This is a genomic window from Actinomadura decatromicini (genome assembly GCF_008121305.1).
In the GTDB taxonomy this organism is placed as follows: Bacteria; Actinomycetota; Actinomycetes; order Streptosporangiales; family Streptosporangiaceae; genus Spirillospora; species Spirillospora syzygii.
Map to the genome: position 1 here is coordinate 1188706 of NZ_VSRQ01000002.1, position 23509 is coordinate 1212214.

Below are 23509 nucleotides of genomic sequence, written 5' to 3' on the forward strand. Positions count from 1 at the left end.
ACGGGAGGTTACGTCAGATGAATAGCTCGCTTGACCATCTCATCCCGGTTGCGACCTTCTGCGATCAGTGCACGTGCGGATGTCCCCGGCTGTCGGTCGACCCTGCCTCGGACCCGTCCGCTCGCATCGTCATCACCGACGACTTCGGTCATTTCATTCAGCTGAGCACGGCTCAGCTCATGAGCATCGTCGCCCAAGCCCAGGACGGGTCCTTAGTGCGCGACGTCACCGCCGCCGTCCAGCAGGCCGAATAGGCTCGCGCCCCGCTCCTGCCCGCGAGCGGGACCGAACCGGCGTGAGTCCGACGTGGCACCGAGTGGCGAGGCCCTCGGCCCGTCATCGGGAGTGAGCCACTGCGCCCCCCGAGGGGCGGTCGTGTGCCCCGTGGTCAGGAGGGGGTGCCTGCTTTTTCGCGGGTGGGGGTTAGAGGCTTTAGGGCCTGGAGGATGTCGGTTACTCGGTCCTTTGCGTCGCCGAAGAGCATGTGGGTGTTGTCGCGGAAGAAGAGCGGGTTCTGGACGCCCGCGTAGCCGGTGGCCATCGAGCGTTTGAAGACGATGACCTGCTGGGCGTTCCAGACCTCAAGGACGGGCATTCCGGCGATGGGGCTCGTCGGGTCCTCTTCGGCGGCGGGGTTGACGATGTCGTTGGCGCCGATGACCAGGACCACGTCGGCGGTGGCGAAGTCGTCGTTGATCTCGTCCATCTCCAGGACGAGGTCGTAGGGCACCTTGGCCTCGGCGAGCAGGACGTTCATGTGGCCGGGGAGGCGTCCGGCGACCGGGTGGATGCCGAACCTGACCTGGACGCCGTGGGCGCGCAGCCGCGCGGTCAGGTCGGCGACCGGGCCCTGCGCCTGGGCGACGGCCATGCCGTAGCCGGGCGTGATGATCACCGAGGAGGCTCCGGCGAGCGCCTCGGCGGTCTCCGCGGCGGTGATCTCCCGGTGCCGGCCCTGCTCGCCACCGGACGCGGCGGGCGCTTCGAGGCCGAAGCCGCCCGCGATGACCGACAGGAACGACCGGTTCATCGCCCTGCACATGATCGCCGACAGGTAGGCGCCCGAGGAGCCGACCAGCGCGCCGACGATGATCAGCAGGTCGTTGCCGAGCAGGAACCCGGACGCGGCCGCCGCCCAGCCGGAGTAGCTGTTCAGCATGGAGACGACCACCGGCATGTCGCCGCCGCCGATGGAGGCGACCAGGTGCCAGCCGAGCAGCAGCGCCACCGCCGTGACCGCGACGAGCGCCCACGCCTGGGGCTCGACGACGAAGACGACCGTGAGCGCGGCGAACACGACGAGCGCGCCGACGTTGAGGAGGTTCTTGCCGGGCAGCATCAGCGGCGCGGACTTCATCCTGCCCGACAGCTTGCCGAACGCCACGATCGAGCCGGTGAGGGTGACGGCGCCGATGAAGACGCCGATGAACACCTCGGCGCTGTGGATGCCGAGCATGTCCTCGCGGGCGAGCGCCGCGGCCTCCGTCCCGCCGGGGTGGCGCTCGACGTGCAGGTAGCCGCTCCAGCCGACGAGGACGGCGGCCAGCCCGACGAAGCTGTGCAGCAGCGCGATGAGCTCGGGCATCGCGGTCATCTCCACCGCCCGCGCCCGGTTCAGGCCGATCAGCGCGCCGACCGCGATCGCCGCCACGAGCAGCGCGAACGCGGGCACGTCGATGCCGTCGTCGATGGTGAGGGCGATGGTGGCGACGAGCGCCACTGCCATGCCGAGCATGCCGTAGGTGTTGCCCAGGCGGGCGGACTCGTGCCGGGAGAGCCCGGCCAGCGCGCGGATGAAGAACAGTGCCGCGACGATGTACGCGGCCGTGGCCGCGGTTGCGATCGTCATTGCCTAGCTCCTGATGAACATGGCGAGCATGCGGCGGGTGACCGCGAATCCGCCGAAGACGTTGATGCTCGCGAGCAGGATCGCCGCGAGCGAGAGGACGGTGATCGCCGCGTTCCCCGAGCTGATCTGCACGAGCGCGCCGACCACGATGATCCCGGAGATCGCGTTCGTCACCGACATCAGCGGGGTGTGCAGCGCGTGGTGGACGTTCCCGATGACGTAGTAGCCGATCACGATGGCCAGCGCGAACACGGTCAGGTGCACCTGGAGCGCCGCGGGCGAGAGCGCGATCAGGCCGAACAGCGCGGCGGCCGCGGCGGCGACGCCGACCCGGCGCACCCTCGGGTCCGCCGTGCGGGACGGGGTCTCCGGCACGACCTCCGGCGCGGGCTGCACGGCGGCCGGCGCCGCCGACACCGCCACCGGGGGCGGCGGCCAGGTCAGCTCGCCCTCGCGGACGACGGTCATCGACCGCTGCACGACGTCGTCGAAGTCCAGGACGAGCGCGCCGTCCCGCTGCGGGGTCATCAACCGGATCAGGTTGACCAGGTTGGTGCCGTAGAGCTGCGACGCCTGCGCGGGCAGCCGTCCGGCCAGGTCGGTGTAGCCGAGGATGATCACGCCGTTCGGGGTGACGACCCGCTCGCCGGGGACCGTGCCCTCGACGTTGCCGCCGTTGGCCGCGGCCATGTCGACGATCACCGAGCCCGGCCGCATCGTCGCGACCATCTCGGCGGTGATCAGCTTCGGCGCGGGCTTCCCTGGGATGAGCGCCGTGGTGACGATGATGTCGACCTCGCGGCACTGGTCGGCGTAGAGCGCGGCGGCGCGGACGTTGTAGTCGTCCGACATCTCCTTGGCGTAGCCGGTGTCCGGGGCGTCGTCCGCCTCGGGCTCGGCGACGGCGAGATAGTCGCCGCCGAGCGAGCGGACCTGGTCCGCTACCTCCGGTCGCGGGTCGGTGGCCCGGACGATCGCGCCCAGGCTGCTCGCCGCGCCGATCGCCGCGAGCCCGGCGACACCGGCGCCCGCGACCAGCACCTTCGCGGGCGGCACCTTGCCCGCCGCCGTCACCTGGCCGGTGAAGAACCGTCCGAACTCGTGCGCGGCCTCGATCACCGCCCGGTATCCGGCGATGTTCGCCATCGAGGACAGGACGTCCATCGACTGCGCGCGGGAGATCCGCGGCACCGCGTCCAAAGACAGCGCCGTGATGGGGCGCTTCGCGAGCTCCTCAACCAGTTCCGGCTTGAACCGGGGGCTCAGCAGGCCGATCAGAGTGGCGCCCGGGCGCAGCGCGTCCAACCGCTCCGGCGGGCCAACGCACAGCACCACGTCCGCGGCGTCCGCGGCGTCCGCGTCGCCGATGGCGGCGCCCGCGGCCTCGTACCGGTCGTCGGCGAAGCCCGACCCGGCGCCGGCGCCGGACTCGACGACCACCTCGTATCCGAGTTTCTGCAGTTGGGTAACGGTGTCCGGGGTCGCCGCCACCCTCCGCTCGCCAGGCGGATCCTCCTTGCGCACACCAATGATCATGGCAATCACCTCACAGCGGCCGGCGTCTGATATCTCGGTATCAAGCTAATTCTGCCGCGCTGGGGCCCGCATCCGCTTTGCGCTGTCTGCCAGTCTTGGCCATGACTCTTTGGTCACTTGAACCAGTCCCGCCACGGGCGGTGACGCCAGGGTTGCCCTCGGAGCCGCGTTCGCCCAGTTCCCGGCCGCCGCCGACCGCCCTCCCGCCGGTCGCGCGACCCCGCACACGGCACGGTGCGGGCCACCGGCACCGCGCCTGTTCGCCGGACCGCGTTCAGTGGCGCGACCGTGCAGGCGAGGGTCAACTGGCGGTCCCGTAGTCGGCTTTCGCGGTGATACCGAGAACCTCGTGGAGATGGATCCCGTCGGTGGCCCAGCGGACGAGGGCGGCCTTGTCGATGAGGTGGATTCCAGCCTTGGCGGAGAAGGCGAGAGCGTCACGGGTGTATCCGCTGGTGGTGACCACCAGCGTCAACCGGGCTTGGTAGACGTGCCAGGCGGCGCCCGCGACCTTCTGAACGTCGTCGGACCTGACCTTGTTGTTCGGGCCGTAGTGCTTGACCTGGACCATCCAGCGTTCGCCGAGCGCGGCGTCGAAGCCGACGACATCGCCGGAGAAGTCACCCGTCTTGCCGGTGTGTTCCGCGCTTATCCCGTCGCGCCGCATCAGATGCGCGACGGCGAGCTCGAACTCACGCCAGTGCATGTCGCTCATCTGGTCGAACGTCAGGCTGTACGACGCGACCCTCTCCCGGCGTTCCAGTTCGGCGGCCCACAGCGACCGCCAGTAGCGGTCGGCGCCGACCGCGATCAGTCCGAGAGCGGGCAGTGACAGATACCAATAGGCGACCGACAGGCGCCACAGGAACGCCAGGAGCCAGATAGAGATCAACAGTAAGAGTAGCCACCCGACCCACCCCGCGGCGCTTCGCGGCCTTCTGGGCCGCGCCAACCCGCCCGGCAGCCACCACGGCCGTAAAGCCCCGAACTCCTCCGCGGATCGGTTCCGATTCATGAACCCTCCCGTTCTCCCGCCCCGTGACGAAGCCGTGGTCAGGATCGAAACACGCGGCACCGACAAGAAGCGCCGTCGGGCCCAAACGGTAAGAAAGTTGTCAAGCAACAGTCAGGTCGACCTGTCTTCCGGGTGCGTAACCGGAAAGACGGCGTTCCCGCTCGCTCGCGGCGCCTCGCCGAATTGAGGGTCCGGGACGGCGATATATCAATGGCGACGCCTCCTTTCGGCATTTCAGAGTCGAAAACAGTGCGAATGCGGTGGGGATCTCGGTCGCGTCGGTGGTGGGGAGCCGAGTTGAGCGGGCGCGGTCTCCGTCAAGCGGTGGCCGGTTCACGGCGTGCCTCGGTTCGCGGATCGGCGCGATCGTCCGGCCATGGGATGTCGAGAGGCGACTCCGGTAATCGGGCGTCCGCCCCTGGATCCGGACGGCCGCGGGCCTATTCGCGTGGCGTGGAAATTGATACGATATTGACGTCTAGGAAAGGATGCTCATGTCATTTACCGCGTCTTCGGCTGCCGAGTCCTTCGCGTCCTGGATCGACGGATCATGGCGCGAAAGCGACACGCGGTACCCGGCGCTGAATCCCGCCACGGGGCAGCCGTTCACCAATTTGGAGGCGGCGTCGACACGGGACGTCGATATCGCCGTCGCGAGTGCCGGGGCGGCCTTCCGGAAAACGCGCGGCGTACGGCCCGCCACCCGTGCCGGATGGTGCCGTTCGGCCGCGCAGGCGCTGCTCGCCTCGCACGAGGAACTCGCCGAAGTACTGTCCACCGAACACGGGAAGCCGGTCGCCGAGGCGCGCGGCGAGATCCTGTTCGCGGTCCGCGGGCTGGAGATGGCCGCGGAGTCGGTGCTCGCCCTGAGCGGTGAGTCGCCGCAGGTGGAGGACCCGAACAAGCGGGTCGTCGTGCGCCGCGAAGGGCTCGGCGTCTGGGCGGTGATCACCCCGTGGAACTTCCCGGTGAACATCCCGGTCGAGTACATCGGCCCGGCCCTCGCGTCCGGCAACGCCGTCGTCTGGAAGCCGGCGCCCACCACGGCCGTCGTCGCGGCGAAATTCCGCGAGATCCTGCTCGCCGCGGATTTCCCGCAGGAACTGCTGCAATTGGTGATCACGAACGAGGTCGAGGTCGCCGGCCATCTGGTGACCCATCCGGAAATCGTCGCGGTCGGCTTCACCGGCGGCAGCGGCACCGGACGGTCCATCGCCAAATCGGCCTGGGACAAGAAACTCCTCCTTGAGTTGGGCGGAAACTCGCCCATCGTCGTTCTCGGCGACGCCGACCTCGAAATCGCGGCGGCGGCGATCTCCAACGCGGCGTTCTGGAATGCCGGGCAAGTGTGCAGCGCCGCCGGAAAAGTGCTCGTGGCGGCGTCGTGCGCGGACGAACTCGCGCGACTGCTCGCCAAGCGCGCCGACGACACGGTCGTCGGGTCCCCGCTGGACCCGGACGTCACGATGGGGCCGGTCCACCTGGAATCCGGCATCGCCCGGTACGAACGGTTGATCGCGGACGCCCGGGAACGCGGCGCGACCGTCGTGACCGGTGGCGAGCGGATCGCGGAAAAGGACGGTTTCTTCTTCCACCCCACCGTCATCAGCTCGGTCGGGCGTGACGCCGCCGTCTTCTCCGAGGAGACCTTCGGCCCGATCGCCTCGCTGACGGTCTTCGACGACGAGGAGGACATGATCGCCGCCGCGAACGCCGGTGACTTCGGGCTCGTCGGCGCGCTGTTCACGACCGACCTGTCCAAGGGGTTCCAGATCGGCGAACGCATCGACTGCGGGTTGGTGGTGGTCAACGACACCACCAACTACTGGGAGTACAGCCTGCCGTTCGGCGGCGCGGCCGGACGGCACTCCGGCCGGGGCCGGCTCGGCGGACGCTGGGTCATCGACGAGTTCAGCCAGGTCAAGACCCTCGCGATCGACGTCCGGTGAACCGCGCCGGCGCCCGCATGAGCGATCATGCGGGCGCCGGCGGGGTGCGCGGTCAGGCCGAGGTCTCCGCCCGGCCGGTGAGGGTCGGGTCCCCGAGCACCACGTCCTGGTCCTGGCCGAGGGTCGGGGCCGGAGCCGGGTCCGGGGGAGTGTGGTCGCGCATCGTGAACGGGAACCCCTTGCGGCGCGACTCGCCGTCGCCCAGGAAGACCCGCCGGTCGCGGAACCGCGGTTCGCGCCCGCGTTCGGTCGCCGCGAGCACCGGCGCGTTGGCCACGCCCGCGTCGCTCAGGGCGGCGACGCATTCCGTCCGGGAACGGGCGCGGGTCCATGCCGCGACCAACTCGTCCACGAAACTCTCGTGCTGCCACCACCACTCTTCGGACTTCCCCGCCAGCTCGTCGGGTGCGACGAGTTCCGCGAGTGCGTCGCGTCCGGCCTGGTGGTGGCAGGCGACCGCGACCCATTCGCCGTCGCCCGCACAGGGGTAGACGTCGTGCGGGGTGGCGCCCGGACGCCGGTTGCCGGTGGGCCCGGGAAGCGCGCCCGTCGCCGCGTGCTCGGCGATCCGGTCGGCGAGCGTCCAGGTGATGAGCTCCCGCTGCGCGACGTCCAGGTGGATGCCGCGAACGTCACGTTCCAGGCAGTACGCGACGATGGCCGCGCCGAACAGGGACGCGGCCTGGTCGGGGTAGTTGACCTCGGCGGACGACCACATCGGCCCGCCGTCCAGGTAGCCCGTCACCGAGGCCAGGCCCGACAGGAGGTCGAGCGTCGACCCGTACGACCTGCGGCCCGCCTCGGGACCGTCCTGCCCCTGGCTCGACAGGGAGAGGTAGACGAGCCGCGGGTTGACCGCGCGCAGCGTCTCGAAGTCGGCGCCGAGCCGCTCGGTCACGCCCACGGTGAAGTTCTCGATCACGACGTCCGCGCGCGCGGCGAGCCGGTGCAGCGCCGCGCGCCCGGCCTCGGTCTTGAGCTCCAGCACCACGGCCAGCTTGCCCGCGTTGTTGGACTCGAACATGGGGGAGACGCCGCGGCCGTCCGCGCCCGGGGCGCGGCCCGCCACCGGCCACTGCCGGAACGGGTCCGGACGGCCCGCCGACTCGACCTTGATCACCGTGGCGCCGTAGTCGGCGAGGAGCCGTCCGGTGGCCGCGCCCGCCGTGATCGTCCCGAGGTCCAGCACGGTCACGCCCGCGAGCGGCGCCTCCCGCCCGTTCCGGGACGTCCCTCCGCGGGGGTGGGACGGTGACGGCGCCTCGGCTGTTACGGCGCCGTCACCGAGCATGGGCGGCGGGCCCGATCGCCACGGCAGGCCCGTGGCACGCACCGGAGGCCCGACCGGGGCGGACGTCCGGCCGTCCTGGCGAGGCGTACGGAAGAAGTCGCGCGAGCCGTACTGCCGGTCGTCGAGCAGGTCGCCCAGGTCGGCGCTGAAACCGATGGCGAGCCCGAGCGCCTGGGCGCGCTCGTAGACCGTCCGCTTGGGCAGGCCCGCGGCCCACCTCTCGATCTCCCGCCATCCTTCGGGGGACGGTCCCGGCGCCGACCCGCCGACCAGGTCCATCAGCAGATCCCACTGCTCGGGCTGGAAGATGACGCCGACCCAGCCGTCCGCCGCGCGGACGATCCGCCACTGCCCCGACGCGGCCCCGGTGCGCGTCGGCGAGGTACCGGCGAAGGCCGCCTCGATGTCGCTCTTCCAGTCGATGTACGCCGCGACGTCGCACAAGGCGACGTCGACGACGTCGCCCGAACCGCGGCGGAGCGCGAGCATGCCGCCGAGGAGGCCCGCGAAGGCGGCGGCGTGCGCCGCCTGCTCGCCGCCGAGGCTCAGCGGGGACCGGTCCGGCTCACCGATCATGGAGGCGAGGCCGCCGTAGCACTCGGCGAGCAGGCTGTCGGCCGGGTGGTCGGAGCGCGGGTCGTCCAGGCCCGCCGCCGTGATGCTCACGGCGACGAGGCCCGGCCAGGCGTCGCGGATCTCCGGCGCGGTCAGGCCGACCGCCCGGGCCCGGGTGGGGCCGAGGTCGGTGAGCAGGAGATCGGCACGGTCCAGCATGCGGGCCAGCGCCGTCCGGCCGTCCGGCGTGTCCAGGTCGGCGACGACGCTGCGCTTGCCGGCGTCGACGCTGGCGAAGGCGAAGCCGACGCCGTGCTCGTCCAGCGGGGGCCGCGTCCGCAGCGCGTCCCCGCCGGGCGGCTCGCACAGGATCACGTCGTGCCCGAGCCCGGCCAGGATCCGGCCGCAGACCCGCGTGGCCACGCCGCCCGCCAACTCGACGACCCGCAGCGCCGCCCCGGTGTCGCCGTCCCGCTCCTCCTCGGGTCTGGTCATCGGCTAGCGCGCCGTCCCGGCGGCGCCCGGGCCGGTGCGCTCCCACTCCCAGCCGCCCTCGGGACGGGGCCAGTTCAGCACCGTGGCGGCCGTCCGGCCGAGTATCCAGACCTTGTCCTCCTCGCTGAGGAAGTCGAGCGTGTACCGGACGTGGTCGAGGTTCTCCCGCCACGTCGCCCCGCGGACCCGCGTCGTGTCCGAGGCCCACATGAGCCGCTGCGGCCCGTACGCCTCGTAGACGCGGCGCAGGGTCGGGGTCAGCGACGGATAGGGGTACGGCTCGTTCGTGTAGTCGGGGATCGCGGAGAACTTCATGTAGACGTTGGGGTACTTCACGAGCGGGAAGATGTCGTCGATGTGCGCCCAGAGGTCCTGGGTGTCCGGGTCGCCGATGATCAGGCCCATGTGGTCGACGATCAGCCGCAGGTCGGGGTGCCGCTCCGCGATCGCCGCGACCTTGCGGACCTCCGGCCCGTAGATCAGCAGCATCAGCGGGATGCCGAGCCGCTCCGCCGCCTCCCAGAACCACGGGAACGTGTCGACGTCGATCCAGTCGCGTCCCCGGAAGTCCGGGTAGCTCATCCGGATGCCGCGCATCCACGGGTTGTCGAACCAGCGCTCGATGCGCTCGCGGTCCGGGTCCCAGAGGTTGAACCGGCCCATCACGCCGAACCGGCCCGGGTGCTCCGCGGCCCAGCCGAGCGCGGGCCCGTTGTCGTCGCCCGCCCAGATCGCCGGGACGATCGCCACGGCATCGATGCCGAGTTCGTCCATCCGGGGGAGGATCTGCTTGGGCGTGGACTCCGGTTTCCCGTTGTAGGACTCCCCGATGTCCGGCCAGGGCCGTTCGGGGGTGTTGGGCAGGAACATGTGGATCTGGGTGTCGAGAATGAACACGCTTCTCCCTCAGCGAGGTTGCGGAACGGTCGCCTGAGCCGATGTCGTCGGACGTGGAGTGAACGCGATGTTCCGGTACCACAGCCGCCACGGCGTCTTGTGCCTGGACCAGGAGGCGGGGCCCGGGGACCAGACCTTCTCCGCTCTCAAAGTGCGCAGCGTCTCCAGGACCTGCTCCCTGGTGGCGCTCGCCAGTTCGTAGACGGCCAGGTAGCGCGGGCAGCCGGGGTCCGGGTGCTCCAGCGCGTGCCGCAGCTTGTAGACGCTCCCGCGGCTGAAGCCGCCCTTGTCGGTCGCCTCGGGCACGTGGACGCCGGTGTAGAACTCGTCGAACTCGGCCAGCCCGTCGCCGATGTCGTCGGGCGGGTCGATCCCGATGATGTAGATCGCGTCCGGCGTGCCCGTCGCGGGCGACGTCTCCATCGCCTTCTCGTAGATGACCCGCCACCGGTGGGTGAGCAGGTCCGGCCAGAGCGGCGGGTCGTCGCTGTAACTGGGATGGGTACCGGCGGGCGCGGTCGTGGAGGCGAGGTAGGCGTCGGCGCCCTCCGCGCTCTCGACCTCGTAGGCGGCGAGGTACTTCGCGCCGTAGTCGCCTCGCGCGTCCTGCACCTGGAGTTCGTACCGGTGCGAGGACGTGAAGCCCGGATGCCTTGCGAAGACCTCCGGGACGTGGGTCTCGTCGTAGAACCGGTTGAAGCGCTCGATGTCAGCCGGGTCCGAGCCGGCGAAGTCGAGGGCGATCCAGTACAGGAAGTCGCTGGAGAAGGGCGTCGCGGTCATCGCCCGCCGTCCTTGCCCGCTCCGTTCTCGCCCGCTCCGTTCTCGCCCGCCTTGCCCACCGCGCGGCGGTAGGTCGTCGCGCCGTCGGAGAGGACGTCGCTGCGGGTCAGGATCTGCGCGCGGACGTCCTCGCCGTAGCGCAGCGCCGTCGTCCAGTCCGTGATGTGCTGCGGGATCTCGTGCAGCGCCCGCTTCGACCAGTCGAGGCTGACCGGGTCGAACTCCGCGATCTCGCGGGCGAGCGCGACGGCGGCGTCGGCGAGCTCGGCCAGCGGGACCGCCTCGTTGACGAGCCCCCACTCGGCGGCCTTGGTGCCGCTGATGCGCTTGGTGGTGAGCACCATCCAGGCCGCGCGCTTCGGCGAGAGCCGCAGCTGGGTCGACGGCCCGGCGAGCCCGGGATACAGGCCGAACCCGAGTTCCGGCATGCCGAGCTGGGCCTCGTGCGCCGCGATCGCCAGGTCGGACGAGTTGACCAGCGTGACGCCCCCGCCGAGCGCGAACCCGTTGACCGCCGCGATGACGACCGCCGGATGCCGCCGGATCCTCTCCTGGACGGTGTGCCAGCTCGTCCGCCGTCCCTCGACGGTGTCGTCGGCTCCGGGACCCTCCTCGCCCGACTCCTTGAGGTCGACGCCGGAGCAGAAGGCGGTGCCCGCGCCGGTCAGGACGATGACCCGCGCCGTCCCGTGGCAGGCGTCCAGGGCGTCCAGCAGCGCCGACCGCGCGGCGCGGCTCATCGCGTTGCGCTTCTCCGGCCGGTTGAGGGTGATCCGCGCGACGCCGCCGCCGAGGTCCTCGTGCAGGACGAGCCGCTCGTCCGATCCCGCGCTCATTCGGAGTCCTCCGGACGCTCGACGGCGAACTTCAGGATCGTCCGCTCGCTGAAACCGGGCTCGAACACGGCCCGGACGGGCAGGTCGAAGGCGAGGTCGTCGGGCGCGTCCACCAGGGTGCTGATGATGGGCGGGCCCTCGTCGAGCTTGATGTAGGCCACCAGGTACGGCCTGACGTCGTCGAACGCGCTCAGGTACCGCTGGTGCATCCTGATCCAGGACCACAGCCGCCCCTTGCCGCTGACCGCGCGCCAGGTGAAGGAGCCGGAAAGGCAGCGCGGGCACACCTCGCTGTCGGGGAAGCGGTACTCGCCGCACGCGTCGCAGTTCTGCAACCGCAGCTCGCTCTCGGCGAGGCCGTCCCAGTACGGCCGGTTCTCCGGCGTGATCTCCGGCAGCAGCGCCTCGTAGCTCTCGGCCCTGCTCTGGGTGCTCTGGGTGCTCTGGGTGCTCTGGGTGCTCATCGCGCGACCGCCCCGTCGTTGGTGAGGATGTGCGAGGTGACGATCGGCGACGCGCACATGTACTGCACCGTCGAGCATCCCGGCACCTGCCTGGCGCCCGCCTCGCCGCGCAGCTGGCGCACCGACTCGACGTGGTGCGCCCAGCCCTGCATGTAGCTCTCGCTGGTGTGCCCGCCCGCCGTGTTCAGCGGGCGCGGCCCGTCGTGGCGGATCTTCTCCTCGTCCACCCACTGCCACGCCTCGCCGCGCGGCGCGTGGTTGAAGCCTTCGAGGGTGAAGAGGATGGTGGGCGTGAAGTTGTCGTAGATCTGCAAGCAGTCGACCTCCTCCGGCGTGATCCCGGACTGCTCGTAGAGCCGGCTCGCGACGTCCTGGCAAGCGGAGTAGAAGAAGTCCTCGGCCGTGTAGTAGTTGGTGACGTGCCCCATCCCGGCCGTCGCGGCGACGCGCACCGGCGGCTTGCGCAGCGACCTGGCCCGCTCCATCGACGTGACGATGAACGCGACGGCGCCGTCGTTGATGAGGCAGTAGTCGAGGAGCCGCAGCGGCTCGGCGATGTACCGGGAGTTCAGGTACTCCTCGCGGGTGAACTCCTTCTGCAGGACGGCGACCGGGTTCAGCGCGGCGTGCCGCCGGTTGTTGATCGCCAGCGGGGCCAGCGCGTCCTCGCCCGCCCCGTACATGCCCCGGTACCGCTGGTACATCAGGGCGACGTAGGCGCCCGGCGAGGTCATGCCGTACATCTCGTCGTAGGCGGCGGTCGGGCCGCCGCCGTCGCCGCCGTACTTGACCTTCGCCGACCGGCCGTTGTTGCCGTAGACGCACGCGACCACGTCGGCCATGCCGCTGGAGATCAGCGCGACGGCCTCCTGGAGCGCGATGCCGCTCATCCGCCCCGTCCCCTCAAGGTCGTGGACGAAGCGGGGGTGCGGCAGCCCGGCGACGGTGGCCAGCCGGTCGTAGGGGATGCGGCAGGTGAGCAGGCCGTCGATCTCGTCCTTGTCGATCCCGCAGTCCTCGATCGCCTCGCGCAGGGCGCCCGCCGCGAGGGCGAAGGCGTCGCGGGGCCGGTCCGAGGCGGCGTAGAGCGAGCGGAAGTCCGACTGCCCTACGCCGACGATCGCGATGTCGGTTGGCTCGTGCTGCATGCGTCTCTCCGGTCGGTTGGCGTTGCTTGCCCGCCCGAGTCGGGAGCGGCTCTCGGGGGTGTGCCGCCGCGGGGGTGCCGCGCGGTCAGGCCGGGCGCGCGGTGGAGCGGCGCCCGGCCGGGGAGGTCATGATCCCGAGGCCCGTTCCTCTTCGAGCTTCGCGATGGCCGCGAGCGCGGCCTCCTTGGCGGCGTCCACGTGCAGCCGGGCGAGCTGGGCGGCGCGGTCGGCGTCGCGGTCGGTGATCGCCGCGACGAGGTCGCGGTACTCCTGCTCGGACCGCTCCCGGCGGCCGGGGATGCTGAGCGACAGCCGGCGCAGCGCGTGGATGCGGGCGTGCAGCGGCGCGAGGGTGGACGCCAGCAGGGCGTTTCGCGCCCCGGCCAGCAGCAGCTCGTCGAAGTGGTAGATCGACGCGAGCTGATCGTTGTCGCTCTTGGACGGCCTGGTGAGCTTGACCAGCTCCAGGACCTCGGTGTCGGTGGCGCGCTTGACGAAGAGGGACGCGGCCTCGGACTCCAGCGCCGCCCGCACCTCGTAGAGCTGCCGGACGTCGTCGCTGCCCAGTACCGCGACCCGCACGCCCCGCCGGCCCGAGGTCTCGACGAGGCCGAGGGTCTGGAGGTGGAGGACCGCCTCGCGGATGGAGGTGCGGCTCACGCCGGTGAGCTCCATCAGCTCGCGCTCGGTGAGCCGCCGTCCCGGCGACAGCGTGCCTTCGAGGATGGCCTGCCGGACCCTGCGCACGACGAGCTGCGGAACGGTCTCCGCGGGACGTTCGATCCGCAGGTCCGGTCCGGTCTCAGGCATGCCGTCTCCTCACACTTTGTATGACGTAATATAGTCATACGCTCAGGATGGGGTCAACCACCCCCACAGCGGGCGTACGGGCACGGTAGCCGTGCACCGCGACCGCCTGTCAACAGCGACAACGTGACGATCTCAGCTGATTTTGTCCGCTTTGCATGGTTGACTCGGCTTAGTACGTCTGATTTGGTACGTCATACAAACAGCCGGAATCGATCGGACAGGGAGAACTCCTGTTCGCGCTACGTTCACGGAGCACGGCACCCCAAGGACACCCACCGACCTTGTTCCGGGCAAGAGCTCCCATCCACCCCCACCAGCGTCTTTTCAAGGAGGAAGGATGTTGAGTCGATTGGTCGGCAAGGAGCACGGGAGACGTCCCCGGATGCTCGCGCCCGTGGCCTTCGCCATGGCCGTCAGCCTCGCCGCGGCAGGATGTTCCTCGGGCTCTTCGGAGGGATCGGGGGGTGCGTCCGGGGGCATGCTCCGCGTGGGCGTGGTCGCCAGCACGATCTCCACCATCGACGCCTACTCCAACGTGCGGTCGCAGGACTTCTACGTCCGCAACGCCGCATTGTTCGAGCCGCTCGCCCACCGCACCAAGGACGGCGGCTACCAGTGGGCGCTCGCCACGGGCATCACCCACAACAAGGACAACACCGAGTGGACGGTCAAGCTCCGTCCGAACGTCAAGTTCCACGACGGGAGCCCGTTCGGCGCGGACGACGTCATCGCGGTGTTCAACCGGATCCTCGACAAGAAGAACGCGCTCATCGAGCGCAACTACGTCGACTTCATGGACCCGAAGGGCATCGAGAAGGTCGACGACCTGACGGTGAAGTTCAAGCTGCCCAAGCCCTACGGGCCGTTCGAGTTCGCCGTCACCAACAGCAACATCATCTTCTACAAGAAGGGGTCCACGCCCGAGCAGGCGATGGGGACGGGCCCGTTCAGCCTCGTCGCGTTCTCGCCCGGCCGGGAGACGACCGTCAAGCGGTTCGACGGCTACTGGGGGACGAAGCCGAAGGTCGACAAGGTCAAGGTCATCAGCTTCAAGACCGCGGAGGCGTCGACCAACGCGATCATCGGCGGGCAGATCGACGCCAGCTCGAACATCCTGCAGACCTCGCTTCCGACGATCGAGAAGACGCCGGGCCTGAAGGTCATGAAGAGCGACGTGAACCTGAAGGTCAGCATCGGCATGCGGGCCGACGTCGAGCCCTTCAAGGACGTGCGCGTCCGGCAGGCGATGCGGCTGATCCTCGACCGCAAGCTCGCGCTGTCCAACGCCTTCGACGGCCTCGGGGAGCTGGCGAACGACCACTCCGGGTTCGACCAGTGCGTGCCGGACGTCCCGCAGCGGCAGCAGGACCTTCCCCAGGCCAAGAAGCTGCTCGCGGACGCCGGCAAGTCCAACCTCAGCATCAGCCTGGAGACCGCGGCGAACAAGCCCGGCATGCTCCAGCTCGTCCAGATCCTGGCCGAGGACGCCAAGAAGATCGGCGTGAACATCAAGGTGCAGAAGATGGAGCTGGGCGCCTACCTCGAGAAGTGGGGTGAGCGGACCTTCTACACCGGCTACGACACCCGCCCCTACCTGGAGGGCGTGCCGGAGATCATCAGCAATGACAACGCGCTCAACCACACCCACTGGCACGACCCCGAGTTCGAGTCGCTGGCGAAGAAGCTCTACGCCACCTCCGACGCCACGGAGCAGTGCGACATCGAGAAGAAGATGAAGAAGATCGAGTACGAGCGGGGCGCGAGTATCCTCGCCGCGACGAACCCCACGGTGAGCGTGTACTCCTCCAAGGTGCACGGTCTCGTCCCCGAGTTCCCCTCGGGGAACCTGTACGACTTCACCAAGGTCACCATCGACTGAGCAGTCGGGCCGTGTGCCGCGAACCGGAGATCGCCCTCCTGGGAGGGCCAGGGGCGATCTCCGGTTCCGGCGGCGGCCGCCCCGGGCGTCGCTCGGACCGGACGGTCACAAGCGGACACCCCCAACCCAAACGGCGACCGGACACGTTGAACGGGATTGTTGCCAATGGCCACTGAGATGACGACCAAACAGGCGATCGACGCGGTCGAGCCTGTCAAGGCCCCGAGCCGCCGCCGGAACCGGCGGGCCACCATCGCGTGGCTCATCGTCCAGCGCGGGCTGATGGGCGTGGTGACCCTGTGGTGCATCTCCGTCATCGTCTTCGTGGCGACGCAGGCGATGCCCGGCGACGTCGCGCACATCATCCTCGGCGCCGGGGCGACCGCCGACCAGATCGCCCAGCTCAACAAGAACATGGGGCTCGACGAGCCGCTGCTCACCCAGTACTGGGACTGGCTGGGCAACGTCCTCACCGGCAACATGGGCAACTCGCTGGTCAGCGGGCAGCCGGTGTCGGAGCTCCTCTCCGAGCGGATCTTCAACTCCGCGACGCTGACCGTCATCGCGATGCTCCTCATCCTCCCGCTGTCCCTCCTCGTCGGCCTGCTCGCGGCCGTCTTCCGGGACAAGCTGTTCGACCGGTCCTACCTCGGCACCTCGCTCGTCGTGACGGCGACGCCGGACTTCGTCCTCGGCAGCCTCGTGATCGCCGTGTTCGGCACCGTCGTCTTCAAGGTCCTGCCGCCGGTCTCGCTGATCCCGCCGGGGGACGCGCCCTGGCAGCATCCGAAGCAGCTCATCATGCCGCTCGCCGTCATGACGCTCGTCGGGGTCACCTACCTCTCGCGCCTCGTGCGGGTCTCGTTCATCGACGTGCTGGAGAGCGAGTACGTCCAGCTCGCGACCATCAAGGGCCTGTCGACGCGGCGGATCCTGTTCCGGCACGCGCTGCCGAACGCGCTCGCGCCGAGCATCCCGGCGGCGAGCATCATGGCCGCCTACACGATCGCGGGCTCGGTCGTGATCGAGTACCTGTTCGGCTATCCCGGCATCGGCTCGGCGCTCGTGGACGCCGTCGCCGGCCACGACCTGCCCATGGTCCAGGCGATCATCATGCTCATGGCGGCCGCGTTCTTCTGCTTCAACCAGCTCGCCGACGTGCTCGGAACCCTGAACAAGTCCCGATGACAGACGAAGGAGCGTCGGCCATGATCCGAACGCGACCCAGGGAGCAAGGGGAGCAGGGGGTTCAGGCTCCGCCCAGGAACCTCGCCCGCCGCGTCCTGACCTCCCGGCAGACCAGGCTCGGCCTGATCATGCTGCTGACGATGATCGTGTTCGCGATCGTCGGCCCCTTCCTCGCGCCGCACTCGCCGACCGCCGTCATGGCGAAGCCGTACGCGCCGCCCGGCGACGGGCTGCTGCTCGGCGCGGACTCGCTGGGCCGGGACATCGTCTCGCGCATCCTCAGCGGCGGAGCCAACCTGACCTGGATGGCCATCGCCGCGACAGCCCTCGGCGTCGCGCTCGGCACCACGATCGGGCTGGTCGCGGCCTTCACGGGCGGGATCGTCGACATGCTCCTCATGCGGGTCGTCGACGTGCTGCTGACGTTCCCGACGATCATCATGGCGATCCTGTTCATCTCGATGGTCGGGCCGAGCCGGTGGATCCTCGTGGTCCTCGTGGCGATCGGCCTCACGCCCGGGATGGCGCGCGTGATGCGCGGGTCGGCGCGTCCGGTGATGCGGCGCGAGCACGTCATGTGGGCGCGGACGGTCGGGCTGTCGTCCCGGCACATCCTCATGCGGGAGGTGCTGCCGAGCGTGACCTCCCCGCTCATGGTGGAGATCGGGCTGCGGCTCATGTGGTCGGTCGTCGGCCTCGCCTCGCTGAGCTTCCTCGGCTTCGGCGTCCAGCCGCCCGCCTCCGACTGGGGGCTCATGGTCAGCGAGAACAAGGACGGCCTCGCGATCCAGCCGCTCGCCGTCTTCATCCCCGCCGTCTGCGTCGCCCTGTTCACGATCGGCGGCAACCTCTTCGCCGAAGGCGCCGCGCGGGTGATCGGCCGCACCGAAGGGACTCGTTCATGAACGCGGTCGAAGTCACCGGGCTCACCGTCGCGCTCGACGACGGCAGCGTGATCGTCGACGACGTGTCGTTCGCCCTGGAGAGCGGGCAGGTCATGGGCCTCGTCGGCGAGTCGGGCTCGGGGAAGAGCACGGTCGCGCTCGCCCTGCTCGGCTTCGCCAAGCGCGGCGCGAACATCGTCGGCGGCAAGGTCGTGGTCGGCGGCGTCGACCTCCTCGCGCTCGGCCGGAACGAGCTGCGCGAGGCGCGCAAGAAGCTCATCGGCTTCGTCCCGCAGGACCCCGCGACGGCGCTCAACCCGGCGATGCGGATCGGCACCCAGCTCACCGAGGGGATGCTCGGCGGCAAGAAGGAGAACCTGCCGCGGATCCGCGAGGTCCTCAAGGCCGTGGGCCTGCCCTCGGACGACGCGTTCCTGCGCCGCCACCCGCAGGAGCTGTCGGGCGGGCAGCAGCAGCGGGTGGCGATCGCCATGGCCGTGGCGAAGGGCCCGAAGCTGATCGTCTTCGACGAGCCGACGACCGGGCTGGACGTCTCCACCCAGGCGCGCGTCCTGGAGATGGTCGGACGCCTCTGCGCCGACAACGGCATGGCCGCCGTCTTCGTCTCGCACGACCTCGCCGTCGTCGGCGCGGTCGGCGACCTGGTGACCGTGATGTATGCGGGGCAGATCCTGGAGACGGGGACGCGCGACGAGGTGCTCCTCACCGCCGCGCACCCCTACTCCATCGCGCTGCTCGAATCGGTGCCGTCGACGCGGCAGCGGCTGCCGCTCGTCCCCATCCCCGGCCGGTCGCCGGCGGCGGGGGCCAAGTTCGACGGGTGCGTGTTCGCGGACCGCTGCGGGTACGCCGAGGACCGCTGTCGCGAAGCCGTGCCCGCGCTGGTCACCGCGCCCACCGGCGGCGCGGCCCGCTGCGTCCGCGTCGAGCACGTCCGGCAGAACCAGACGTGCCAGGTCAAGGAGCCGCTGCGGCGGATCGAGAGCCGCGAGGAGGGCAGGGCGTCCGTGCTCAGTGTGCGGAACCTGAACGCCTCCTACGACCGGACGCAGGTCCTGTTCGACCTCAACTTCGACGTCGCTCCGGGCGAGTGCGTCGGGATCGTGGGCGAGTCGGGCAGCGGCAAGACGACCATGTCCCGCTGCCTGATCGGCCTCCACGAATCCCAGACCGGCGTACTGGAGCTGGACGGGAAGCCGCTTCCGCTGCGGTTGCGGGACCGGTCCAAGGCCATCAAGCAGCAGATGCAGTACGTCTTCCAGAACCCCTACGGCTCGCTGAACCCCCGCGAGACCGTAGCGACCTCGGTGATGGTTCCGCTGAAGCACTTCTACGGGGATCGCGGCAAGGCCGCCCGCGCCAAGGCCCAGGAGGCCCTCGAGCGCGTGGAGATCCCGTGGCGGCTCGCGGACCGCTACCCCGCCGAGCTGTCCGGCGGCCAGCGCCAGCGGGTGGCCATCGCCCGCGCGCTCGCCTGCGACCCCAAGCTGCTGATCTGCGACGAGGTCACGTCGGGGCTGGACGTCTCCGTCCAGGCGTCCGTCGTCGAACTGCTTCGCACGCTGCAGAACGACGGGCTGAGCATGGTGTTCATCACCCACGACCTCGCCGTCGTGCGCAGCATCGGCGACCGCGTCGTCGTCCTCAGCCAGGGGCGCGTCGTGGAGTCGGGAGAGGTCGAGTCGGTGCTCAGCGCGCCGGAGCACGCCTACACCCGCGGACTTCTGGCCGACACGTTGGAGGTCGACCGTCCCGACGCCGAGACGAGCGAAGTCCCCGGATAGGACCGACCCGACACCGACCCACCGAGATCAGGAGGCATTCCAAGTGACGGTGACCGTGGCCGCCGCGACCCCCGAGCACGTCCCCGCCGTCCGCGCGCTGCTGGAGGAGATGTACCTCTTCTACGGCGCCACCCTCCAGGGGACGCCCGAAGAACGCACCGAGCAGGTGCGGCAGGCGCTGTTCGGGGAAACGCCCGCGGCCCGCGTGCTCCTCGCCTTCGACGGCGACGACGCGGTGGGGCTCGCGTCCTGGTCCTTCCACTGGCCCGCCGTCGGATTCACCAGCAGCCTGTTTCTCAAAGAGCTGTACGTGACCGGCTCGCGCAGGGGGGCCGGGATCGGCGTCACGCTCATGCGCGCCGTTTTCGAGAAGGCGGCCGAGCACGGGTGCAGCCGCGTCGAATGGACGACCGACACGGTCAACACCCATGCCCAGCGGTTCTACTCCGACCTCGGATACCAGGAGGTCACCACCAAGATCCTCTACCGGGGGGAGAACGCTCCGGCGGCGAGGAACGGGGAGCGTTCTCCGGTCGCGGTGTCGTGCGAGCGTCCCGCCGAGCCGTGAGCGCGTCTTCGGGCGCCGCGCTCACGGCCGCCGGGGAAGGCGTCAGCTGTTCAGGAGTCCGAGGAGCTTGCTGACCATGTCGCTCGTGCGTTTCACGACGTCACTGGCGAACGCTCGCGTGGTGGGATTGACTCCCTTCTTCAATTCCACCTGCGACATCTCGGTCGCGTTCCCCTGATGGCCGAGGAGCAGATTGAGGAACGTGCTGTCGAAAGTGCGGCCCTTGCCTTCTTGCAGGGACTCCATCTCCACCGGGCCGATGGCGGGCATGCCGCCGTGGGCGGCGTGGGAGTTCGCCGAACCCTGCATCGTGGTCGGCTTCGACCACGCGGTGAGCCACGAGGTCATCTTCTGAACCTCGCCGGCGCTGTCCTTTTCGAGGGTCGCGGCCAGTTTCTTGACCTCGGCGCGCTTGGCGCGGTCGGGGACCAGCCGGACCATGTCGAGCATCTGCCGCCGATGCGCGATCATCATCTGCAGGTACATGACGTCGTCGGCGTTGTGATCGGCTGACGCGGTCTGCTTCGGCCTGCCCTCCGCCGGATCACTGGCCTTCGACGTGCCGCCGCACGCTGTGAGCAGCACGGCGAAGGCGAAGAACGTCGCGGCGAGCACTAGGCGGGATGGCGGGGCGGCGGCGCCGACGGGCGCGGTTGCGCGACCGTCGCGTGGGGGGAGCTTGGCGGTCATGCGGGGGTCTCGATCCCTTCGGGGTGGGGTCGAACGCCGGAGTCTCGTCCGACACCTGGTCGCCTGATCGCCACCAGGCGACGGCCACGCTATCCGCAAATCCCCCTTTCAGCCATGATCGGGGAGGTGCCTGGTTCTTCCGCGGGCGGTCGTGATGGTCTTTCGGACGATGTCGAGCGGGACTGGGGCGCGCAGCGCCTTTCTGCAGGCTATGGCGGCGCGGGGCCAGTTGACCGTGACCGCACCGGCGAAATCACCGGTGGAATGGGCGTACAGGACCGCGAAACTGTGGTCGGGATCGGCGCCGGAAAGGGTGACGTGATCGAGGTTCCCCCCGGTGCGGCCGACCAGTTGGATCTGCCAGTCATACTGGTCGGTCCATATGTACTCGGTCGGTTCGTGCGCCCGGAGATCGTCCGGGTGCGTGATGTTGTGCGCGACGCATTCGGCCTGCTCGACGGCGTTGGTCCAGTGCTCGGCGCGGACGAGCCCTTGGCGGCGGGGATCGAACCAGCGGGCGACGTCGCCCACGGCGTAGATGTTCCGCGCGCCGCGCGCCCGGCAGTAGCGGTCGCAGACGACGCCGTCCGCGATGGTCAGGCCGGAGCCGCGAAGCCAGTCGTCGTTCGGCACCGCTCCGATGCCCACGACCATCGTGGCGGCCGGGAGTTCGGTCCCGTCTTCCAACCGGACGATGAGGCCATCTTTGCGGGTCTCGACGCCGGTGACGGCGACTCCGAACCGGGTGGTCACCCCGCGCGCGGTGTGGAGGTCGCCGAAGCGTCGGGCGACCACGGGGTTCAGTACGCGGCTGAGCGGGACGGGCATCGGGTCGACGAGCGTCACGTCCGCGAATCCGGTGGCGGCGGCCGCGACCTCGGCGCCTATGAAACCGGCGCCGATGACGACCAGCGGCCCGCCTCGTCCGAGGTCCGCGCGCAGTGCGAGGGCGTCGTCCAGCGTCCGCAGGACATGCAGGCCGCGCGGGGCGCCCCACGGCGACGGACGCGGCCGGGCGCCCGTCGCTATGACGAGTTCGTCGAAGCTCAGGCGGCGGCCGTCGGCCAGTTCGACCGCGCGGCCTGCCATGTCCACGCCGGTCGCGGGGGTTCCGAGTGCCAGCCGGATTCCGGCGGCGGCCGCCGCGTCCTCGCCGAGCAGCGTCAGGTCCTCGCGCGCTGCCGTCCCGGCGAGGAAGCCCTTGGACAGTGGCGGCCGGTCGTAGGGCAGGTGGTCCTCGGCGCCCACGAGGACGATCTCGCCCGCGTACCCGGCCGAGCGCAGCGCCTTGGCGGTCCGGACGCCGCCGACCGAGGCGCCGACGATCACGGCGGTCGGACGCCCGGACGCGGTCATGCGAGAGCCCCGGCGTCGATCGACGCGTACTTGGTCTCCAGGTATTCCTGGATGCCGACCTCGCTGCCCTCGCGTCCCAGGCCGGACTGCTTCACACCGCCGAACGGCGCTGAGGCGTCGGAGACGTATCCCCGGTTCACCCCGACCATTCCGCATTCCATCGCCTCGACGGCTCGGAGGGCGCGGTTCAGGTCTCGGGTGTAGACGTAGCCGACCAATCCGGATTCGGTGGCATTGGCCAGCGCGAGACCCTCCTGCTCGGTCGAGAAACGGTAGACCGTCGCGACGGGTCCGAAGATCTCCTCCCGCGCGATCCGCGCGGAGGACGGCACCCGGTCGAGCAGGACCGGGTTGAGAAAGGCGTCTCCGGGGCCCGCCGTTCGGTAGTGCACGGCGGGGACGGCCCCATGGGACACGGCGTCGTCGACCAAGCCGACCGCACGGTTCCGCTGCTTCTCGTTGATCATCGGCCCGAGCGTCGAGCGGGGGTCGGTCCCCGGGCCGACGACCTGCCCGCGCAGCCGCTCGGCCAGCCCATCGACGAACCGCGCGGCGACCGAGTCGGCGACGACGAAGCGGTTCGCCGCGACGCAGGACTGCCCGCCATTGCGGAGTTTCGCCGCGACCGCCCCCTCTACGGCGGCGTCGACGTCGGCATCGTCGAAGACGATGAACGGCGCGTTGCCGCCCAGTTCCATGGAGGTCCGGAGCACGCCGGGCGCGGCTTGTTCCAGCAGTTCGCGTCCCACCTCGGTGGAGCCGGTAAAGGACAGCTTGCGAATCCGCCTGTCACGCAGAAAGGTTTCCACGAGCGGGCCGGGACGGCTCGTGTTCAGGACGTTGACCACCCCGGCGGGCACCCCGACCTCGGTGAGCACGTGCGCGAACCGGAGCGCCGAGAGCGGTGTCTCCTCCGCCGGTTTAAGGATGACCGTGCAGCCCGCCGCGAGCGCGGGCCCGACCTTCCGAGTGATCATCGCGAGGGGGAAGTTCCACGGTGTCACCAGCAGGCAGGGCCCGACCGGCTGCCGCAGGGTGAGGTGGCGCGCGGTGCCGTCCGGGGCGGTGCGGAACGTCCCCGAGACACGGACGGCCTCCTCCGCGTACCACCGCAGGAAGTCGGCGGCGTAGGCGACCTCGGCCCGCGACTCGGCCAGCGGCTTGCCCATCTCCAGGGTGATGAGCCGGGCGAATTCCTCGGCCCTTTCCTGGAGGGTCAGAAAGGCGCTGTGCAGCAGCGCGGCCCGCTGTTTCGGCGGCGTCGCCGACCAGCGGGGGAATGACGCCGCCGCCGCCTCCATGGCGTCCGCCGCGTCCTCGGGGTCGGCGTCCGCGACGGTCGCGATGACCTCTCCGGTCGCGGGGTCGTGGACGGGGAAGGTCGCGCCGGAGCGGGCCTTCCGCCATTCCCCGCCGATCAGCGACCCGGTCGGCGGGTAGATGGTGTCGATAGTGCTCTGCTGCATCGCACGTCCTTCACTAGCCCTGTGTGGAAGTCAATGACCGTTCGC

At 70.1% G+C, this 23509-nt stretch carries 20 protein-coding genes; 7 read left to right on the forward strand and 13 right to left on the reverse strand.

The window, feature by feature from the left end:
* The first annotated feature begins 17 nt into the window (after positions 1-17).
* On the forward strand, positions 18-254 hold the full coding sequence (locus FXF68_RS13245; RefSeq protein ID WP_148759190.1) for a hypothetical protein: 237 nt from the start codon (positions 18-20) through the stop codon (positions 252-254).
* Positions 255-388: 134 nt separating this feature from the next.
* Here FXF68_RS13245 and pntB read toward each other — a convergent pair whose 3' ends face one another.
* The 3 genes from pntB to FXF68_RS13260 form a co-directional block, all read right to left on the reverse strand.
* Positions 389-1849, reverse strand: a complete 1461-nt coding sequence (gene pntB / locus FXF68_RS13250) for a Re/Si-specific NAD(P)(+) transhydrogenase subunit beta (protein ID WP_148759191.1) — start codon at positions 1847-1849, stop codon at positions 389-391.
* A gap of 3 nt (positions 1850-1852) precedes the next feature.
* On the reverse strand, positions 1853-3385 hold the full coding sequence (locus FXF68_RS13255; protein ID WP_148759192.1) for a Re/Si-specific NAD(P)(+) transhydrogenase subunit alpha: 1533 nt from the start codon (positions 3383-3385) through the stop codon (positions 1853-1855).
* Positions 3386-3686: 301 nt separating this feature from the next.
* Entirely contained in the window at positions 3687-4277 is a 591-nt protein-coding gene (locus FXF68_RS13260) for a restriction endonuclease (protein ID WP_187437891.1), read from the reverse strand.
* 617 nt (positions 4278-4894) lie between these two features.
* On the opposite strand from FXF68_RS13260, the gene FXF68_RS13265 reads away from it, so the two are divergent.
* Positions 4895-6349, forward strand: coding sequence for an aldehyde dehydrogenase family protein (locus FXF68_RS13265; protein WP_187437892.1), 1455 nt, complete (start codon positions 4895-4897; stop codon positions 6347-6349).
* A 52-nt stretch (positions 6350-6401) separates the two neighbouring features.
* Here FXF68_RS13265 and FXF68_RS13270 read toward each other — a convergent pair whose 3' ends face one another.
* From FXF68_RS13270 to FXF68_RS13300, 7 genes are all read right to left on the reverse strand, one after another.
* Complete coding sequence (locus tag FXF68_RS13270; RefSeq protein ID WP_148759195.1) at positions 6402-8690, reverse strand: CoA transferase; 2289 nt, start codon at positions 8688-8690, stop codon at positions 6402-6404.
* Positions 8691-8693: 3 nt separating this feature from the next.
* Positions 8694-9587, reverse strand: coding sequence for an amidohydrolase family protein (locus FXF68_RS13275; RefSeq protein ID WP_148759196.1), 894 nt, complete (start codon positions 9585-9587; stop codon positions 8694-8696).
* Positions 9588-9596: 9 nt separating this feature from the next.
* Positions 9597-10370, reverse strand: a complete 774-nt coding sequence (locus tag FXF68_RS13280; protein WP_148759197.1) for a DUF4286 family protein — start codon at positions 10368-10370, stop codon at positions 9597-9599.
* Positions 10367-11206, reverse strand: coding sequence for an enoyl-CoA hydratase/isomerase family protein (locus FXF68_RS13285; protein WP_148759198.1), 840 nt, complete (start codon positions 11204-11206; stop codon positions 10367-10369). The genes FXF68_RS13280 and FXF68_RS13285 overlap by 4 nt, the downstream gene beginning before the upstream one ends.
* On the reverse strand, positions 11203-11670 hold the full coding sequence (locus tag FXF68_RS13290; protein WP_187437893.1) for a Zn-ribbon domain-containing OB-fold protein: 468 nt from the start codon (positions 11668-11670) through the stop codon (positions 11203-11205). The genes FXF68_RS13285 and FXF68_RS13290 overlap by 4 nt, the downstream gene beginning before the upstream one ends.
* The gene (locus FXF68_RS13295; RefSeq protein ID WP_148759200.1) at positions 11667-12818 is read right to left on the reverse strand and encodes a thiolase family protein; all 1152 of its coding nucleotides are present in this window, start codon (positions 12816-12818) and stop codon (positions 11667-11669) included. Before FXF68_RS13295 ends, FXF68_RS13290 begins: the two co-directional genes overlap by 4 nt.
* A 126-nt stretch (positions 12819-12944) precedes the next feature.
* Complete coding sequence (locus FXF68_RS13300) at positions 12945-13628, reverse strand: GntR family transcriptional regulator (RefSeq protein WP_148759201.1); 684 nt, start codon at positions 13626-13628, stop codon at positions 12945-12947.
* Between the two features lie 478 nt (positions 13629-14106).
* Here FXF68_RS13300 and FXF68_RS13305 point away from each other — a divergent pair, with 478 nt between their 5' ends.
* The 5 genes from FXF68_RS13305 (at position 14107) to FXF68_RS13325 (ending at position 19952) form a co-directional block, all read left to right on the forward strand.
* Complete coding sequence (locus FXF68_RS13305; RefSeq protein ID WP_187437894.1) at positions 14107-15507, forward strand: ABC transporter substrate-binding protein; 1401 nt, start codon at positions 14107-14109, stop codon at positions 15505-15507.
* Between the two features lie 165 nt (positions 15508-15672).
* Positions 15673-16695 (forward strand): ABC transporter permease, encoded by a 1023-nt coding sequence (locus tag FXF68_RS13310; RefSeq protein WP_222869910.1) that lies wholly within the window; start codon positions 15673-15675, stop codon positions 16693-16695.
* A 20-nt stretch (positions 16696-16715) separates the two neighbouring features.
* Positions 16716-17600 carry an ABC transporter permease gene (locus tag FXF68_RS13315; protein ID WP_148759203.1) on the forward strand — a complete coding sequence of 295 codons (885 nt, stop codon included), beginning with the start codon at positions 16716-16718 and terminating at the stop codon, positions 17598-17600.
* Entirely contained in the window at positions 17597-19384 is a 1788-nt protein-coding gene (locus tag FXF68_RS13320) for an ABC transporter ATP-binding protein (protein ID WP_148759204.1), read from the forward strand. The genes FXF68_RS13315 and FXF68_RS13320 overlap by 4 nt, the downstream gene beginning before the upstream one ends.
* A gap of 43 nt (positions 19385-19427) precedes the next feature.
* Positions 19428-19952, forward strand: a complete 525-nt coding sequence (locus tag FXF68_RS13325; RefSeq protein WP_222869911.1) for a GNAT family N-acetyltransferase — start codon at positions 19428-19430, stop codon at positions 19950-19952.
* Between the two features lie 42 nt (positions 19953-19994).
* Here the strand turns inward: FXF68_RS13325 and FXF68_RS13330 are convergent, their stop codons facing one another.
* The 3 genes from FXF68_RS13330 to FXF68_RS13340 all read right to left on the reverse strand — a co-directional run bounded on the left by FXF68_RS13330 (position 19995) and on the right by FXF68_RS13340 (position 23464).
* The gene (locus FXF68_RS13330; protein WP_148759205.1) at positions 19995-20642 is read right to left on the reverse strand and encodes a DUF305 domain-containing protein; all 648 of its coding nucleotides are present in this window, start codon (positions 20640-20642) and stop codon (positions 19995-19997) included.
* Positions 20643-20750: 108 nt separating this feature from the next.
* Positions 20751-21998 (reverse strand): NAD(P)/FAD-dependent oxidoreductase, encoded by a 1248-nt coding sequence (locus FXF68_RS13335; protein ID WP_148759206.1) that lies wholly within the window; start codon positions 21996-21998, stop codon positions 20751-20753.
* On the reverse strand, positions 21995-23464 hold the full coding sequence (locus FXF68_RS13340; protein WP_148759207.1) for an NAD-dependent succinate-semialdehyde dehydrogenase: 1470 nt from the start codon (positions 23462-23464) through the stop codon (positions 21995-21997). The genes FXF68_RS13335 and FXF68_RS13340 overlap by 4 nt, the downstream gene beginning before the upstream one ends.
* Positions 23465-23509 lie beyond the last annotated feature (45 nt).